Source organism: Streptomyces sp. NPDC059142 (genome assembly GCF_042755665.1).
GTDB lineage: Bacteria > Actinomycetota > Actinomycetes > Streptomycetales > Streptomycetaceae > Streptomyces.
This window is the reverse complement of the sequence record NZ_JBHZDA010000003.1, coordinates 1-16,361: the sequence shown is the minus strand read 5'-3', so window position 1 is coordinate 16,361 and position 16,361 is coordinate 1. Positions and strand designations below refer to the sequence as shown.

Below are 16,361 nucleotides of genomic sequence, written 5' to 3'. Positions count from 1 at the left end.
ATGCGGGTCCACTTCACGGTCAACGGACGCGAGCAGACCGCCGACGACGTCTGGGAGGGCGAGAGCCTGCTCTACGTGCTGCGCGAGCGCATGGGCCTGCCCGGCTCCAAGAACGCCTGTGAACAGGGCGAATGCGGTTCTTGTACGGTACGGCTCGACGGCGTCCCGGTCTGCGCCTGCCTGGTCGCGGCCGGTCAGGCCCAGGGCCGGGACATCCTCACCGTCGAGGGCCTGGCGGACCACGCCAGGGCCCGCTCCGGCGCGGCCGGCCCCGGGACCGGCGGGACGTCCGGCGCGGGCACGGGCGCGGACGGGGACGCCGACGCGGACCGGGCCCCGGAGCCCGGTGAACTCTCGCCCGTCCAGCAGGCGTTCGTCGACGCGGGCGCCGTCCAGTGCGGCTTCTGCACGCCCGGTCTGCTGGTCGCCGCCGACGAGATGCTGGAGCGCAACCCCTCCCCGAGCGACGGGGACATCAGGGAAGCCCTCTCCGGCAACCTCTGCCGCTGCACGGGGTACGAGAAGATCCTGGACGCGGTCCGCCTCGCGGCCGCCCGGCAGGCCGCCCGCCAGGACGAGGCGGTGTGACGGCCATGGCCACCACCGGCATACCCACCAGCCTCACCCAGGGCTCCAGGACCCGCGGCGGCATCGGCGAGTCGACCCTCCGCCCCGACGGCACCCTCAAGGTCACCGGCGAGTTCGCGTACGCCTCCGACCTCTGGCACGAGGACATGCTCTGGGGCCACACCCTGCGCTCCACCGTCGCCCACGCCGAGATCCGCTCCCTCGACATCGCCGAGGCGCTGGCCACCCCCGGCGTCCACGCCGTGCTGACGTACGAGGACCTCCCCGCCGCCGTCAAGCACTACGGCCTGGAGATCAAGGACACCCCCGTCCTCGCCCACGGCAAGGTCCGCCACCACGGCGAGCCGGTCGCCCTCGTCGCCGCCGACCATCCGGAGACCGCCCGCCGCGCCGCCGCCAGGATCAGGATCGACTACGCCGACCTGCCCGTCGTCACCGACGAGGAGTCCGCGACCGGCCCCGGCGCCCCGCTGGTCCACGAGCACCGCACCGACCACTACGCGGGCCAGGTCCCCCACCCCAACGTCCTGCACCGCCAGCCCGTCGTCCGCGGCGACGCCGCGCGGGCCGCCCGGCGCGCCGATGTGATCGTCACCGGCGACTACGTCTTCGGCATGCAGGACCAGGCGTTCCTGGGACCGGAGTCGGGTCTCGCCGTACCCGCCGAGGACGGCGGCGTCGACCTCTACGTCGCCACCCAGTGGCTGCACGCCGACCTCGCCCAGATGGCGCCCGTCCTCGGCCTGCCCGAGGACAAGGTCCGGATGACGCTCTCGGGCGTCGGCGGGGCCTTCGGCGGCCGTGAGGACATCTCGATGCAGATCCACGCCTGCCTGCTGGCGCTGCGCACCGGCCGGCCGGTGAAAATGGTCTACAACCGCTTCGAGTCCTTCTTCGGCCATGTCCACCGCCACCCCGCCAGGCTCCACTACGAGCACGGCGCGACCCGCGACGGCAAGCTCACCCACATGAAGTGCCGGATCGTGCTGGACGGCGGCGCGTACGCCTCGTCCTCCCCGGCCGTCGTCGGCAACGCGGCCTCCCTGTCCGCCGGACCGTACGTGGTGGACGACGTGGACATCGAGGCCCTCGCCCTCTACACCAACAATCCGCCCTGCGGCGCGATGCGCGGCTTCGGCGCCGTCCAGGCGTGCTTCGCCTACGAGGCGCAGATGGACAAGGTGGCCGCCGCGCTCGGCATGGACCCGGTGGAGTTCCGCCGGATCAACGCCATGGAGCAGGGCACCCTGCTGCCGACCGGTCAGCGCGTCGACTCCCCGGCGCCCGTCGCCGAGCTGCTGCGCCGCGTCAAGGCCCGGCCGCTGCCGCCCGAGCGGCAGTGGCTCCTCGCGGGCGAGGAGGCGGACGTACGGGCGCTGCCGGGCGGCCTCTCCAACACCACGCACGGCGAGGGCGTGGTCCGCGGCGTCGGCTACGCGGTCGGCATCAAGAACGTCGGCTTCTCCGAGGGGTTCGACGACTACTCCACCGCGCGCGTCCGGCTCGAAGTGATCAACGGGGTGGCCGTCGCCGTCGTGCACACCGCGATGGCCGAGGTAGGGCAGGGCGGGGTCACCGTCCACGCGCAGATAGCCCGGACCGAACTGGGCGTCGCACAGGTCACCATCGTCCCGGCGGACACCCGCGTCGGCTCGGCCGGCTCCACCTCCGCCTCCCGGCAGACCTATGTCACCGGCGGCGCCGTCAAGAACTCCTGCGAGCACGTCAGGGAACGGGTCCTGGAGATCGGCCGGCGCAGATTCGGCACGTACCACCCGGCCTGGGCCACCGCCGAGCTGCTGCTGGAGGACGGCAGGGTCGTCACCGACGGCGGCGAGGTGCTGGCCGAGCTGGTGGACGTCCTGGGGGAGGAGGCGGTCGAGGTGGAGCTGGAGTGGCGGCACCGTCCGACCGAGGCGTTCGACCTCCGTACGGGGCAGGGCAACGGCCATGTCCAGTACTCGTTCGCCGCGCACCGCGCCGTGGTGGAGGTCGACACCGAACTCGGGCTGGTCAAGGTGGTCGAACTGGCCGTCGCGCAGGATGTCGGCAAGGCGCTCAACCCGCTCTCCGTCCTCGGCCAGATCCAGGGCGGCTCCACCCAGGGCCTGGGGGTCGCCGTGATGGAGGAGATCGTCGTGGACCCCGTCACGGCGAAGGTGCGCAACCCGTCCTTCACCGACTACCTGATCCCCACGATCCTCGACACGCCGACCATGCCGGTCGACATCCTGGAACTGGCCGACGACCACGCGCCGTACGGACTGCGCGGCGTCGGCGAGGCGCCGACCCTCTCGTCCACCCCGGCGGTCCTCGCGGCGATCAGGGCGGCGACGGGCCTGGAGCTGAACCGGACGCCCGTACGGCCGGAACACCTCACCGGCACCTGAGGGCCACCGGATCCGCACCGTACCCGGCCTCGCCCGGAGGGAGACCGACATGCTGGACATCGCGCGGGAACTGCACCGGTGGGTCGGGCAGGGCCGTGACATCGCCGTCGCCACGGTGGCGGCCGTCGGGGGCAGCGCGCCCCGGCAGCCGGGGGCCGCGCTCGCCGTCGACGGCGACGGCACGGCGATCGGCTCGGTCTCCGGCGGCTGTGTGGAGGGCGCCGTGTACGAGCTGTGCCGGGACGCGCTGCGCGACGGCGGCACGCTCCTGGAGCGGTTCGGCTACAGCGACGACGACGCGTTCGCCACCGGGCTCACCTGCGGCGGTGTCATCGATGTCCTGGTGACCCCGCTGCGGCCCGCGACCCCGCTCGGCGCGGTGCTCGCCGGGGCGCTGGCCGCCGCCGCGCGCGGGGAGCCCGCGGCGCTCGCGCGGGTCACCGAGGGCCCGGCGGGGCTCCTCGGCCGTGCCCTGCTCGTACGCCCCGACGGTTCGTACGAGGGCGGCTTCGGCGGCCACCGGGACCTGGACCGTACGGTGGCGGAGGAGGCGCGGGCCCTGCTGGACACCGGCGGTACCGGCCAGATCCTGATCGGCGAACGGGGATCGCGGTGCGGCCGGCCGCTGACGCTGCTGGTCGAGACGTGCGCCGAACCCCCGCGCATGATCGTCTTCGGGGCGGTCGACTTCGCCGCCGCGCTGGTCGCCACGGGCAAGTTCCTCGGCTACCACGTGACGGTCTGCGACGCCCGGCCCGTCTTCGCCACGCGCGCCCGTTTCCCCGGCGCGGACGAGGTCGTGGTGGACTGGCCGCACCGCTATCTGGCCGGGACCGCGGTCGACGGGCGTACGGTGCTCTGCGTGCTCACGCACGACGCCAAGTTCGATGTGCCGCTGCTGGAGGTGGCGTTGCGGCTGCCCGTCGCCTTCGTCGGCGCGATGGGCTCGCGCCGCACCCACGAGGACCGTGAGCGGCGGCTGCGTGAGGCCGGTCTCACCGGCGCCGAACTGGCCGGGCTGCACTCGCCGATCGGCCTGGACCTCGGCGCCCGTACGCCCGAGGAGACCGCGCTGTCCATCGCGGCGGAGATCGTCGCCGCCCGGCGCGGCGGGAGCGGCGCCTCCCTGACGGGCGCGCACACACCGATCCACCACGACACGGCGCGCACGCCCCCGCGCCGGATCGGGTCCGCGGCCTGAGTCCGGGGCCCTGAGTCCTGGGCCCTGGGCGCGCGCGGGGGCCGCGGCGTCCCGGGCGGCCATCGGGCGCCGTCCGTCCCGCGTCCCCCACGGATGCGGGACGGAGCGGCGCCTCGGCCCCGCCTGGTGGGCGGGGTCGCGCTCCCGCGCCGGGTTACGGCAGTCCGAGCGGGGCGGCGATGTAAGGAACCGCCTCCTCCGGTGTGGGAGCGCTCCCATGAGCCTTGTCGAGGCATCGTCCGTTGTCAAGGCCGGTGGAGGGGCGGGCCGTCGGGCGGAGGTGCTTCTCGGCCAGTGCGCGGCGCTCCGGGGCGCCGCGCACCGGCGTCGGCCGTCACCCCGAGACGCGCCGCACCAGTTCCGTACGGAGCACCACGTGCTGCCAGGCCGCCGAGGAGTCGTTGATCGTCTCCAGCAGCACCCGGGCCATCGTGCGCCCCATCTCCTCCACCGGCTGCCGTACGGACGTCAGCGGGGGATCGGTGTGGCGGGCGATGGGGGAGTCGTCGAACCCCACCACGGCCACGTCCTCGGGCACCCGGCGGCCCGCCGCCCGCAGTGCGTGCAGGGCGCCGACCGCCATCACGTCGGAGGCCGCGAACACCGCGTCGATGTCCGGATTGCGGGTCAGCAGCTCCGCCATCGCGCGGCGTCCGCTCTCCTCCGTGAAGTCGCCGTGCGCGATCCACGCGGGGCCGGCGTCCGCCGTGTCCCGTACGGCCTCCTCGTACCCCCGGAGGCGGCACTGCGCCACGTACATGTCCAGCGGTCCGGTGATCGTGGCGATCGCGCGCCGCCCGGACTCCCAGAGATGGCGCACGGCGGCGCGGGCGCCGCCCACGTTGTCCGAGTCGACGTACGACACGGACTCCTCCCCGGAGCGCCGGCCGCTCAGGACCGTCGGCATCTCCATCTCCGCGAGCAGATCGGGCAGCGGGTCGCTGCCGTGCACGGAGACCAGCAGGACACCGTCGATCCGGCGGGCCCGCGCGTACTGGAGGAAGCGCTGCCGCTCGCTCTCCGTGCGGACGAGGGTGAGCAGGAGCTGGAGATCGGTGTCGGCGAGCCCGTCGCCCACCCCGTGCACGATGTCGGAGAAGTACGGCTCGGCGAAGAACCGCTTCTCGGTCTCCGGTATGACCAGCGCGACCGCGTCCGTACGGCTGCCCGCGAGCGCGCGGGCGGCGCGGTTGGGTATGTAGCCGAGCTGGGCGATCGCCTGTTCGACCAGATGTCGGGTGGTGTCCTTCACCCGCGGCGAGTTGTTGATGACGCGGGAGACCGTGCCCCGGCCGACGCCCGCGAGCGCGGCGACCTCCTCCAGGGTGGGCTGGCCCGTGCGTGCCTTCGTCACCATCGTGCGACCTCCAGTCAGCCTGAACCCGGCCTGATCGGTGCGCAGGGCACGGGCTTCGGTCATCCAACCACTGGGAGCGCTCCCATGCACGAAATCGCCCTGAGGTGTATCCCCCGTAGCGCCGGGGACACCGCCCCGTCACCTCCCGTACGGAGTGCTGACGGTCCGTCAGTTCCCGTTTGTCCCACCGGGTGCGTTATCACTATCATCCGGCGATGATCATAAGTAGACGGTCAGCAGCCGCCGTGTGCGGTCTGGTGGCCACCCTGGCCGTAGGACTCTTTCCTCCCGCCGCTGCCGCCGCCGACGAACCCACCGACCGGCCCGCGCCGAAGGTCGATCTCGTCCTCGACGTCAGCGGCTCGATGCGCACCCGCGACATCGACGGCCAGTCCCGGATGGCGGCCGCGAAACAGGCGTTCAACGAGGTGCTCGACGCCGTTCCGCAGGAGGTGGAGCTGGGCATCCGCACGCTCGGCGCCGACTACCCGGGGAAGGACACCAAGGTCGGCTGCAAGGACACCAAGCAGCTCTACCCCGTCGGGCCCCTGGACCGCACGGAGGCGAAGACCGCCGTCGCCACCCTCGCCCCCACCGGGTGGACGCCCATCGGCCCGGCCCTCCTCGGCGCCGCCCAGGACCTCGAAGGGGACGACGAGGCCACCCGCAGGATCGTCCTGATCACCGACGGCGAGGACACCTGCGCACCGCTCGACCCCTGCGAGGTCGCGCGTGAGATCGCCGCCAAGGGCATCCACCTCACCATCGACACCCTGGGCCTCGTCCCCGACGACAAGACCCGCAGGCAGCTCACCTGTATCGCCGAGGCCACCGGCGGCACCTTCACCTCCGTCCAGCACACCGACGAACTCTCGCGCCGCGTCACGCAGTTGGTCGACCGCGCCGCCGACCCCGTCGCCACCCCCGTCGCGACCGAGGGCGCCGCGCGCTGCGCCGACGCCCCCACCGTCAAGCCCGGCCTCTACAGCGACCGCGAGAAGTTCTCCGAGCACCGCTGGTACCGCGTGGACGTCCTGCCGGGCCAGGAACTGCGCGCCTCGGTGAGCGTCGCCGCCGACCGCGCCGTCGACCGGGACTACGGCGTGCTGCTGCGCGCCGTCACCGTCCACGGCCGGGAGATCGTCCGCGGCTCCGAAGCGGGCGACGGACGTACGGACGTGATCTCGGCGGGGCTGCGCTACCCGAAGCCGGAGAGCGACGACACCTCCGACGACGAGCAGCCGGCCGCCGAGACCGTCTGCCTCCAGGTCAGCAACGCGTTCTCCGCGCCCGCCTCCGTCAAGACCACCCCGGGTCTGCCCGTCGAGCTGACCGTCGACCTCGTCGACGCGCCCGACACGGCCTCCGACATCGCCGCGTTCGGCCTCGGCCGCGGCTGGTGGCTCCTCGCCGTACTGGCGCTCACCGGTCTGCTCGCCGGACTGCTGTGGGGCTGGATCTCGCGCCTGCGTATCGTCTGGAGCAGCAACTGATGCGTATCACCGGTCTGTTCGCACCCACCAGGGCCTCCCGGTCCCTGGCCACCGCGGTCCTCCTCGCGGGGTCGCTGCTCCTCGGCACGGCGGGCGCCGCCGTCGCCGACGAGTCCCCCTCGCCCTCCGCCGGGGAGTCCGAGGACTCCTCCGACGCGCCGGCGCCGACCGAGGCGGGTACGTCGTTCCGTACGGCCACCGCCTTCCGGCCGGGCCAGACGGCCACGGCGGACGGCTCCTCGGGCGACTACCTCTACTGGGTCTTCCCCGTCGACACCGGGCAGCGCGCCACCGTCACCGCCAAGGTCACGCTCCCCGGGTCCGCCGCCGCGCGGAAGGGCTCGGCCACCTGGCAGGTCGACGTCTACGACGGGCTGCGCCGCCGCCAGCCGTGCGTGTACGGCGCCCAGACGAAGGCGCTCGCGGCCGACGCGAACGCGGTCGAGCTGCGCTGCGTGCTCCGTACCGTACGGGCGTGGGCCGAGCCGTGGTCCAACGATCCGCTGCCCGGCAGCTACTTCGTACGCCTCACGGTCCGCGACGCGCAGGAGAAGGACCTCGGCCTGCCGGTCCGCGCGGAGATCAAGGCCGACACCCCCGACCAGGGCGGCGCCCACGCGGTCGACGGCAAGCTGGCCGTACCGCTGACGCCCGGCCGCACCACCGTCTCCCAGGCGGGCGGCGGCGCGTCCGCCGAGGGCGCGCGGCTCGCCGCGTCCGGCGTCGAGCCCGAGGGCGGCTGGTCCTCCGGCTGGTGGTCGGACCGCTGGCTGTGGACCCTGGCCGGCGGCGTGCTCGGCGCGCTCGCGGGCATCGCCGGCTACACCCTGGCGCGCCCCGCGCGCCGGCCGGTGGCGTAGCACGCGCGACGACATGAGGGAGGCGGTCCGGGGCACACCCGGGCCGCCTCCCGCACGTCGCGGAGCGTCCCGGCGCCCTTACGGCAGCAGCCCCGCCCGGCGCGCCGCCACCACCGCTTCCAGCCGGGTGTGCGCGCCCAGTTTGCGCATCGCCGAGCGCAGATAGCCCTTCACCGTCTCCGGGCGCAGCCCGAGCAGTTCGGCGGCCTTCGCGTTGGTCGAGCCCGCCGAGACGCAGACCAGTACGTCCATCTCGCGCGGCGCCAGCGCCATCGGCGGCGGCTGTCCGCGCCGGGGGGCCGCGGGGCCTGCCGCGCCCGCGAGGCGTCCGCAGACGGTGAGCAGCTCCTCGCGCAGCTCCGTGTCGACTATGCGCGGCGCCAGGGCCCGCAGTGCGCTGTGGGCCGCGCGGACCTCCTCCCAGGCGTCCGGGCCCGCCGGCAGCTCCCGGGTCGCCGAGAGCAGCCGCCGCACCTCGTCCCGTACCGCCAGGGACTGCTCCACGTCGCGCGCGGCGGCCACCGCCGCGTCGAAGGTGCGCTCGCCGATCGGCAGGGCGCTGCGCAGAGCGCCGTACAGGACACCGCGCACCTTGCGCCGTACGACCACGGGCACCGCGAGCACCGAGCGCAGCCCCTCGGCCGCCACCGCCGCGTCGTACTCGTGGCTGATGTGGCGGGCCACCGCGTAGTCCGTCACCGCGCAGGGCCGCGACAGGGCCATGGACTTGCCGCCCAGACCGTTGCCCGTGGAGATCGCCAGGGCGCGCAGCGCGCCGGTCGCCGTGCCGCTCAGTTCGGCGATCCGCAGATGCCCCGACTCGGGCAGGAGCCCGCCGAAGGCGACGGGCAGCCCGGTCGTCCTGCGCAGCCGTCCCAGCGCGGCGCGCATCTCCACCGCCTCGGCCACGCCCTCTTCGGCCATGCCACTTCCTCCCGCCCACGTCGCCACCACCCCCGTCCGGGGGTGGTGAGACCTGCGTCACTGATTACACGATGTTAGTGAACGGTCCCGCAATGAGGAGGACATATGACGGCAAGGACACCGACCGGGCGCCCGGCGCCGCCCGGCGCCACCGCGACCGACCGGTTCCGGGCCGCCAGGGACTTCCTCCTCGCCCACCGCGAGGACTACACGACGGCGTACGAGGGGTTCCGCTGGCCGCGCCCGGAGCGCTTCAACTGGGCGCTCGACTGGTTCGACCGGATCGCCGGGGGCCCCGACGGGCGGGGCGGCGACCGGCTCGCCCTGCACATCGTCGAGGAGGACGGCAGCCGCACCCGCGTCACGTACGCCGAGATGGCGGCCCGTTCCAACCGGACGGCGAACTGGCTGCGCGAGCGCGGGGTGCGGGCCGAGGACCGGATCGTCGTGATGCTCGGCAACCAGGCCGAGCTGTGGGAGACCGCCCTCGCCGCGATGAAGCTGCGGGCCGTCGTCATCCCCGCCACGCCCCTCCTCGGCACCGCCGACCTGCGGGACCGTGTCGAACGCGGCCGGGCCGCCCATGTGATCGTCCGCACCGAGGACACCGGGAAGTTCGCGGACGTCCCCGGCCGCTTCACCCGGATCGCCGTGGGCGGCGCGCCCGACGGCTGGCACGCCTACGAGGACGCCCGCGACCGGTCCGCCGTCTTCGAGCCCGACGGGATCACCCACGCGGACGACCCGCTGATGCTCTACTTCACCTCAGGGACCACCGCCCGGCCCAAGCTCGTCGAGCACACCCATGTCTCGTACCCGGTCGGCCATCTCGCGACGATGTACTGGATCGGCCTGCGGCCCGGCGACGTCCATCTCAACATCGCCTCGCCGGGCTGGGCCAAGCACGCCTGGTCGAACCTGTTCGCGCCGTGGAACGCCGAGGCCACCGTCTTCGTACACAACTACACCCGCTTCGACCCGGCCCGGCTGATGGCGGAGATGGACGCGGCGGGCGTCACCAGCTTCTGCGCCCCGCCCACCGTCTGGCGGATGCTCATCCAGGCCGATCTCTCGCTGCTGCGCACCCCGCCGCGCGAGGCGGTCGCGGCGGGCGAGCCGCTCAACCCCGAGGTGATCGAGACCGTACGCCGCGAGTGGGGGGTCACCGTCAGGGACGGCTTCGGCCAGACGGAGACGGCCGTCCAGGTCGCCAACTCGCCGGGGCAGCTCCTCAAGGCGGGTTCCATGGGGCGGCCGACCCCCGGCTTCAAGGTCGAGCTGCTGGATCCGGTCACCGGCGAACCGGGCGTCGCCGAGGGCGAGATCTGTCTCGACCTCGCCGCCCACCCGGTCGGCCTGATGACCGGCTACCACGGCGAGCCGGACCGTACGGCGGACGCCATGGCGGGCGGCTACTACCGGACCGGGGACATCGGGGCGCGCGACGCCGACGGCTACATCACCTACGTCGGCCGCGCGGACGACGTCTTCAAGGCGTCCGATTACAAGATCTCCCCGTTCGAGCTGGAGAGCGCGCTGCTGGAGCACGAGGCGGTCGCCGAGGCCGCCGTCGTCCCCGCGCCCGACCCGCTGCGGCTCTCCGTGCCCAAGGCGTACGTGGTCCTCGCCGAGGGGTGGCAGCCCGGCCCGGACACGGCCAAGGTGCTCTTCGCCCACTCCCGCGCGCTGCTCGCGCCGTACCAGCGCATCCGCAAGCTGGAGTTCGCCGAGCTGCCCAAGACCGTGTCGGGGAAGATCCGCCGGATCGAGCTGCGCGAGCGGACGGCCGCGGGCTCCGACGCGGAGTACGACGAGACGGAGCTGCGATGACGGAGGGGGCGGCCCGTTCGTACACGCACGGCACGGGGACGACGGCGCTGCTGCACGAGACCATCGGCGCCCAGCTGGACCGGACGGTCGCGGCCTTCCCCGACCGGGAGGCGCTGGTCGACGTGGTGTCGGGACGGCGCTGGACCTACCGGGAGTTCGACGACGCGGTCACCACGCTGGCGCGGGCGCTGCTCGGGCACGGGGTGGCCAAGGGCGACCGGGTCGGGATCTGGGCCGTCAACTGCCCGGAGTGGGTGCTCGTGCAGTACGCGACCGCGCGGATCGGCGCGATCATGGTGAACATCAACCCGGCGTACCGCGCGCACGAGGTGGAGTTCGTCCTCCAGCGGTCGGGGATCTCGGTGCTGTTCGCGTCCCTCGCGCACCGGGGCAGCGACTACCGCGCCCTGGTCGACGAGGTGCGCGGACGCTGCCCCGAACTGCGCTCCGTGCACTACATAGGTGATCCGAGCTGGGATCAACTGCTCTCTTCCGCAGTCGAGGTGACGGTCGATCAGGTGAGGGAGCGGGAGGCGGGGCTCTCCTGCGACGACCCGATCAACATCCAGTACACCTCGGGCACCACCGGCTTCCCCAAGGGGGCCACGCTCTCCCACCACAACATCCTCAACAACGGCTATTTCGTGGGGGAGACGGTCGGCTACACCGAGCGGGACCGGGTCTGTCTGCCGGTGCCGTTCTACCACTGCTTCGGCATGGTGATGGGCAACCTCGGCGCCCTCTCGCACGGCGCGTGCGTCGTCGTCCCCGCGCCGTCGTTCGACGCCGCCGCGACGCTCGACGCGGTCCAGCGCGAGCGGTGCACCTCGCTCTACGGCGTACCGACGATGTTCCTCGCCGAACTGGACCTGCCCGGCTTCGCCTCGTACGACCTCTCCTCCCTGCGCACCGGGATCATGGCGGGCTCGCCCTGCCCGGTCGAGGTGATGAAGCGGGTCGTCGCCGAGATGAACATGCGGGAGGTGTCCATCTGCTACGGCATGACCGAGACCTCGCCGGTCTCCCTCCAGACCCGGCGCGACGACGACCTGGAACGCCGTACGGGCACGGTCGGGCGGGCGCTGCCGCACATCGAGGTCAAGGTGATCGACCCGGCGACCGGGGTGACCCTGCCGCGCGGCGAGCCGGGCGAGCTGTGCACCCGGGGGTACAGCGTGATGCTCGGCTACTGGAACGAGCCCGAGCGCACCGCCGAGGTGATCGACGCCGGGCGCTGGATGCACACCGGGGACCTCGCGGTGATCAGGGAGGACGGTTACGCGCAGATCGTCGGCCGGATCAAGGACATGATCATCCGGGGTGGTGAGAACGTCTACCCGAGGGAGATCGAGGAGTTCCTGTACGGCCACCCCAAGGTCGCCGACATACAGGTGGTCGGGGTCCCCGACGCGACGTACGGGGAGGAGATCGTGGCCTGTGTGGTCCCGCGCGATCCGGCCGATCCGCCGTCGCGGGACGAGATCGTGGCGTACTGCCGGGAGCGGCTCGCGCACTACAAGATCCCGCGCCAGGTGGAGATCGTGGACGGCTTCCCGATGACGGTCAGCGGGAAGGTCAGGAAGAACGAGCTGCGGGAGCGTTTCTCCGCGTGAGCGCCCCGGTCCCGCTCAGCGCCGCGGCGGCGGGTCCGGGAGCGCCCGGCGCATACAGACCCGGGGCCAGCGGTCGAGCCCGTGGGCGGCCTCCGTACGGCGGATCTCCCGCAGCCCGGCGGTGAGTTCGTCCTCGGCGAGGACACGGAAGCCGAGGCGCGCGTAGTACGGGGCGTTCCACGGCACGTCGGCGAAGGTCGTGAGGGTCAGCGCGGTGAGCCCGCCCCGCGCGGCCCGGCCGGCCAGATGGTCGATCAGCGCCCGGCCGATACCGAGGCGGGCCGCGTCCGGGTGCACCGACACCTGCTCGACATGGGCGGCGCCGTCGACCGGGTCGTGCAGCAGATACGCGACGGGCGGCGCCCCGCGGACGGTCTCGGCCACCCAGGCGCGGCCGGCGCTCCGGTAGCGCTCCAGCACGGCGAGGGGCGGTGGCGCGTCGTCGGCGACGGCCGCCATGCCCAGCGTGCGGAACGGCTCGCCCGCCGCCGCCTCGATGTCCTGGAGGACGGGCAGATCGGCCGGGGCGGCGGGGCGGACGAGCGTCGGGCGTACAGGTGTGGGGCGGTGGGGCATGGAGCGAGTATGACGGCGCCCGGCCGCGGCGGCGCGCGGATCCCCCGTGGTCACGCCCCGGCGGAGACCAGTTCGTCGGCTGGTCCGTTCACCGGTTTCGGTGAGCCGGAGAGGTCCATGACGAAGAGCGGCAGCCCGAGGTCGTCGGCGCGGGCGCGGGCGTCGTCCGCGTATCCGGCCAGCGAGAAGTAGACGCTCACCGCCGACGCGTTGAGGCCGTTGAGCCAGAGGCACTCCACGGAGCGCACGGACGCCGGGCTCATGGTCGGGTCGACCTGGGCGATCACGTCGGGGCCGCGCAGATCGATACCGGACTCGGGCCGCTCGTCCGCCTGGACGACGCTCTTGAAGCCCAGCCAGCGCAGATAGAGCCCGGCCGCGGTCACCGCGTCGTGGGACGTACGGATCGTCAGCGGCCGGAAGGCCGGGCGGGGCGAGGCGGCGGTCCTGGGCAGCGGGATGTGCGCGGGCCGCTCGGGGGCCCGGTCCTGCTCGGGCGCGTCCCGCGGCCCGGGGCGACCGGTCGGCTCGGCGGCTTCGGCGGCGGGCACGCTCCGTACGGGAATCAGCAGCACCGTGCCGCACGGGCAGCCCAGTTCGGGCCGGGGCTGTGCGCACGCGGTCCCGCACGCGTCGCAGCGGACCGTCACCCACGCGTCGTCCCACGTGCGCCGGGTGACGGGCTCCGCCGGTACGCCCACGGCGAGCGGCGGGGCCACCGGAGCCCCGCACACACAGGGGTAGACCGACGCCGTGAAGGTGTGCCCGCTGCCGCAGGACGGACAGCGCACCGGAACACTCCCACCCATCAGAGCCCCCTCCGTTCGATTGCGCTCAGTGTTCCATCGTCCACCAGGAGCGAGGCAACGGGGAGAGGCTTCGGCCATCCCTTTCGATACGGGAGGCGGCCGTGGAGACCGGGCGGCGGCGGCGCCGGGCGCGACCGTACGAGTGTCGGCGCCGCAGCCGCCCGGGGTTCAAGGGGGGGCGGGTCAGGAGGGCGGGGTGCAGGAGGGGGGAGTCAGGAGGGCGGGGTCAGGGCGTGCGCCAGCCGAAGGACTCGGCGCTCGGCCGGTCGCCCGGCTTGTACTCCAGGCCGATCCAGCCGTCGTAACCGGCCTTGCGCAGCCGCCCGACCAGCTCCTCCAGCGGGAGCGTCCCGGTACCCGGCGCGCCCCGCCCCGGGTTGTCCGCGATCTGTACGTGGCCGGTCCGGTCGGCGTACCGGTCGATCACCTCGGCCAGGTCCGCGCCGTTCATCGACAGGTGGTAGAGGTCCAGCAGGAAAGCGGCGTTGCCGAGACCCGTGGCCTCGTTGACCCGGTCCGCGACCTCGACCGCGGAGGCGGCGGTGACCAGCGGGTAGTCCGGCGACTCGGGCCGGTTGAGCGCCTCGATCAGCAGCAGCGCCCCGGCCTCGTGGGCCGCGCGGGCGGCCGGTACGAGGTTCTCCAGGGCCAGGGCGTCCTGCGCCTGCGGGTCCACCCCGGGCACGCGGTTCCCGTAGAGCGCGTTGAGCGCCGTGCACCCCGTGGCGGCGGCGAACCCGGCCGCGACCTCGATGTTGGCCCGGAACCGCTCGGACTCCTCGCCGGGCACGGAGAGCGCGCCCCGGTCCGGCCCCGGGAGCAGGCCCGCGTAGAAGTTCAGCCCCACCAGCCGGGTGCCCGCGTCCTCCAGGGCCGCGCGCAGATCGTCGAGGGCGGCGCGCGGCGGGGTGGGGGTGTCGGTCCACGGCCACCACAGCTCGACGGCGGTGAAGCCGGCGGCGGCCGCGGCGGCCGGGCGTTCCAGCAGGGGCAGTTCGGTGAAGAGGATGGACAGATTCACATCGAATCGCTGCTCTGTGCCGCGCCAGGGCGGGGAGACATAGGCCATGGGGAGTCCACCTCTACTTCCGCATAGTGAAAAAATATTTCTGCTGTACGGAATGTTGCCCGTTGGGCTTCCGTACTGTCAAGGAAACATGGAGACGGAGACTTCGGTGACCTATCAGCAGCCGGTGCTGGACGACCTGGACCGGCAGATCCTCGCGGCGCTCGTCGCGAACGCGCGCACCAGTTTCACGGAGATCGGCCAGTCGATCGGGCTCTCGGCCCCCGCGGTGAAACGCCGGGTCGACCGGATGCGCGAGGCCGAGGTGATCAACGGCTTCACCACGATCGTGCGGCCGGCGGCCCTCGGCTGGCGCACGGAGGCGTACGTCGAGGTGTTCTGCGACGCCGCCGGGCCGCCCCGGCGCCTCGCCGAGGTCGCGCGCACCTACCCCGAGGTGGTGGCGGCGGTGACCGTGACCGGCGGGGCGGACGCGCTGCTGCACATCAGGGCCGCCGACATCGACCACTTCGAGGCGGTGCTGGAGCGGATCAGGGCCGAACCGTTCGTCACCCGCACCAACAGCTTCATCGCCCTGACCCATCTGCTGCCCGACAGCCCGGAGGCGGGCAGCCCCGGTACCCCGCCCCGCGAAACGAACAGCCGCTGAAGAGCTTACGTACGCAGTGTTCTTGCGCGTACACGCAGTCATTCTTTCTTGAGTGCCGTCGCGTCCGCTTCCTATCGTGGAGGGTGCCCCCCCAGAACGACGAGAGGATGCCTCCGTGCCGCAGACCGGTGTGCCCCGTGTGTCCCGTGTACCGGGGACGTCCCGCGTACCGGGGACGTCCCGCGTACCGGGGGTGTCCCGTGTGCCGGGGGCGCCCCGCACCCCCCGCCCCCGGCGCTATCTCCTGTGCGCGCCGCGGTACTTCGAGGTGCGGTACGCCATCAACCCCTGGATGCGCGCGGACGTACCGGTCGACACCGGCCGCGCGCTCGCCCAGTGGGAGTCACTGGTACGGGTCCACCGCGGCCTCGGCCACACAGTGGAGACCGCCGAACCCGTCGCCGGGCTCCCGGACATGGTCTTCGCCGCCAACGCCGCGCTCGTCCTGGACGGCCGGGCCCTCGGCTCCCGGTTCCACGCCGAGCAGCGCCGGGCCGAGGCCGCCGCGTACGGGGTGTGGTTCGCGGCGGCCGGGTACGAGGTGCGCGGCGCCGCGTCGGTCTGCGAGGGCGAGGGCGACCTCACCCCGGTCGGCGGGGTCGTCCTGGCCGGCACCGGCTTCCGCACGGCGCGGGCCGCGCACCGGGAGGTACGGGAGTTCTTCGGGGTGCCGGTCGTCGGCCTGCGCCTGGTCGACCCGTACTTCTACCACCTGGACACCGCGCTCTTCGCCCTGGACGACGAGAACATCGCGTACTACCCGGGGGCGTTCTCGCCCGGGAGCCGCGCGAAGCTGGCGCGGCTCTTCCCCGACGCGGTGATCGCCACCCGGGACGACGCGCTGGCGTTCGGGCTCAACTCGGTCTCCGACGGCGCGCATGTGATCGTCGCGCCCGCGGCCACCGAGCTGATCGGGGAGCTGGAGCGGCGCGGGTACCTCCCCGTGCCGGTCGACCTCTCCGAGTTCCACAAGGCGGGCGGCGGGGCGAAGTGCTGCACCCAGGAGCTGCACGGGGCGCCTCCCGCGCCGCCGCTCGCGGGAGC

14 protein-coding genes are annotated in these 16,361 nt (G+C 73.4%); 9 read left to right on the top strand and 5 right to left on the bottom strand.

The annotated features are described in order from the left end of the window. From ACFXPK_RS02350 to ACFXPK_RS02340, 3 genes are read left to right on the top strand one after another with little or no spacing between them, the layout of a single operon-like run. Nucleotides 1–588 carry a (2Fe-2S)-binding protein gene (locus ACFXPK_RS02350; protein ID WP_384996687.1) on the top strand — a complete coding sequence of 196 codons (588 nt, stop codon included), beginning with the start codon at nucleotides 1–3 and terminating at the stop codon, nucleotides 586–588. 5 nt (nucleotides 589–593) lie between these two features. After that, a complete protein-coding gene (locus ACFXPK_RS02345; protein ID WP_385070706.1) occupies nucleotides 594–2,978 on the top strand; it encodes a xanthine dehydrogenase family protein molybdopterin-binding subunit in 2,385 nt (794 codons plus the stop codon). A gap of 49 nt (nucleotides 2,979–3,027) precedes the next feature. Next, entirely contained in the window at nucleotides 3,028–4,179 is a 1,152-nt protein-coding gene (locus tag ACFXPK_RS02340; RefSeq protein WP_385070703.1) for an XdhC family protein, read from the top strand. 334 nt (nucleotides 4,180–4,513) lie between these two features. Here ACFXPK_RS02340 and ACFXPK_RS02335 read toward each other — a convergent pair whose 3' ends face one another. Then, a complete protein-coding gene (locus ACFXPK_RS02335) occupies nucleotides 4,514–5,536 on the bottom strand; it encodes a LacI family DNA-binding transcriptional regulator (RefSeq protein WP_385070904.1) in 1,023 nt (340 codons plus the stop codon). Between the two features lie 215 nt (nucleotides 5,537–5,751). Between ACFXPK_RS02335 and ACFXPK_RS02330 the strand changes: the two genes are divergently transcribed. Together ACFXPK_RS02330 and ACFXPK_RS02325 are read left to right on the top strand one after the other, a co-directional pair. Beyond that, entirely contained in the window at nucleotides 5,752–7,029 is a 1,278-nt protein-coding gene (locus tag ACFXPK_RS02330; protein WP_385004531.1) for a VWA domain-containing protein, read from the top strand. After that, nucleotides 7,029–7,889, top strand: a complete 861-nt coding sequence (locus ACFXPK_RS02325; RefSeq protein WP_385070700.1) for a hypothetical protein — start codon at nucleotides 7,029–7,031, stop codon at nucleotides 7,887–7,889. Before ACFXPK_RS02330 ends, ACFXPK_RS02325 begins: the two co-directional genes overlap by 1 nt. 78 nt (nucleotides 7,890–7,967) lie before the next feature. Here the strand turns inward: ACFXPK_RS02325 and ACFXPK_RS02320 are convergent, their stop codons facing one another. Continuing rightward, nucleotides 7,968–8,813 (bottom strand): response regulator transcription factor, encoded by an 846-nt coding sequence (locus tag ACFXPK_RS02320; RefSeq protein ID WP_385004527.1) that lies wholly within the window; start codon nucleotides 8,811–8,813, stop codon nucleotides 7,968–7,970. Nucleotides 8,814–8,918: 105 nt separating this feature from the next. Between ACFXPK_RS02320 and ACFXPK_RS02315 the strand changes: the two genes are divergently transcribed. Both ACFXPK_RS02315 and ACFXPK_RS02310 read left to right on the top strand, forming a co-directional pair. Next, nucleotides 8,919–10,643, top strand: coding sequence for an AMP-binding protein (locus tag ACFXPK_RS02315; protein ID WP_385070697.1), 1,725 nt, complete (start codon nucleotides 8,919–8,921; stop codon nucleotides 10,641–10,643). Further along, nucleotides 10,640–12,256 carry an AMP-binding protein gene (locus ACFXPK_RS02310; protein WP_385004523.1) on the top strand — a complete coding sequence of 539 codons (1,617 nt, stop codon included), beginning with the start codon at nucleotides 10,640–10,642 and terminating at the stop codon, nucleotides 12,254–12,256. The genes ACFXPK_RS02315 and ACFXPK_RS02310 overlap by 4 nt, the downstream gene beginning before the upstream one ends. Before the next feature lie 15 nt (nucleotides 12,257–12,271). On the opposite strand, the gene ACFXPK_RS02305 is transcribed toward ACFXPK_RS02310, so the two are convergent. The 3 genes from ACFXPK_RS02305 to ACFXPK_RS02295 form a co-directional block, all read right to left on the bottom strand. Next, nucleotides 12,272–12,832, bottom strand: coding sequence for a GNAT family N-acetyltransferase (locus ACFXPK_RS02305; protein WP_385070694.1), 561 nt, complete (start codon nucleotides 12,830–12,832; stop codon nucleotides 12,272–12,274). Between the two features lie 50 nt (nucleotides 12,833–12,882). Then, a complete protein-coding gene (locus tag ACFXPK_RS02300) occupies nucleotides 12,883–13,641 on the bottom strand; it encodes a hypothetical protein (protein WP_385004519.1) in 759 nt (252 codons plus the stop codon). A 226-nt stretch (nucleotides 13,642–13,867) separates the two neighbouring features. Next, a complete protein-coding gene (locus tag ACFXPK_RS02295; RefSeq protein ID WP_385004517.1) occupies nucleotides 13,868–14,710 on the bottom strand; it encodes a TIM barrel protein in 843 nt (280 codons plus the stop codon). A gap of 88 nt (nucleotides 14,711–14,798) precedes the next feature. On the opposite strand from ACFXPK_RS02295, the gene ACFXPK_RS02290 reads away from it, so the two are divergent. Together ACFXPK_RS02290 and ddaH are read left to right on the top strand one after the other, a co-directional pair. After that, a complete protein-coding gene (locus ACFXPK_RS02290) occupies nucleotides 14,799–15,317 on the top strand; it encodes an Lrp/AsnC family transcriptional regulator (protein ID WP_385004515.1) in 519 nt (172 codons plus the stop codon). 193 nt (nucleotides 15,318–15,510) lie between these two features. Beyond that, nucleotides 15,511–16,361, top strand: an 851-nt coding sequence (gene ddaH / locus ACFXPK_RS02285) for a dimethylargininase (RefSeq protein WP_385070690.1), incomplete at its 3' end; no start/stop codon positions are given.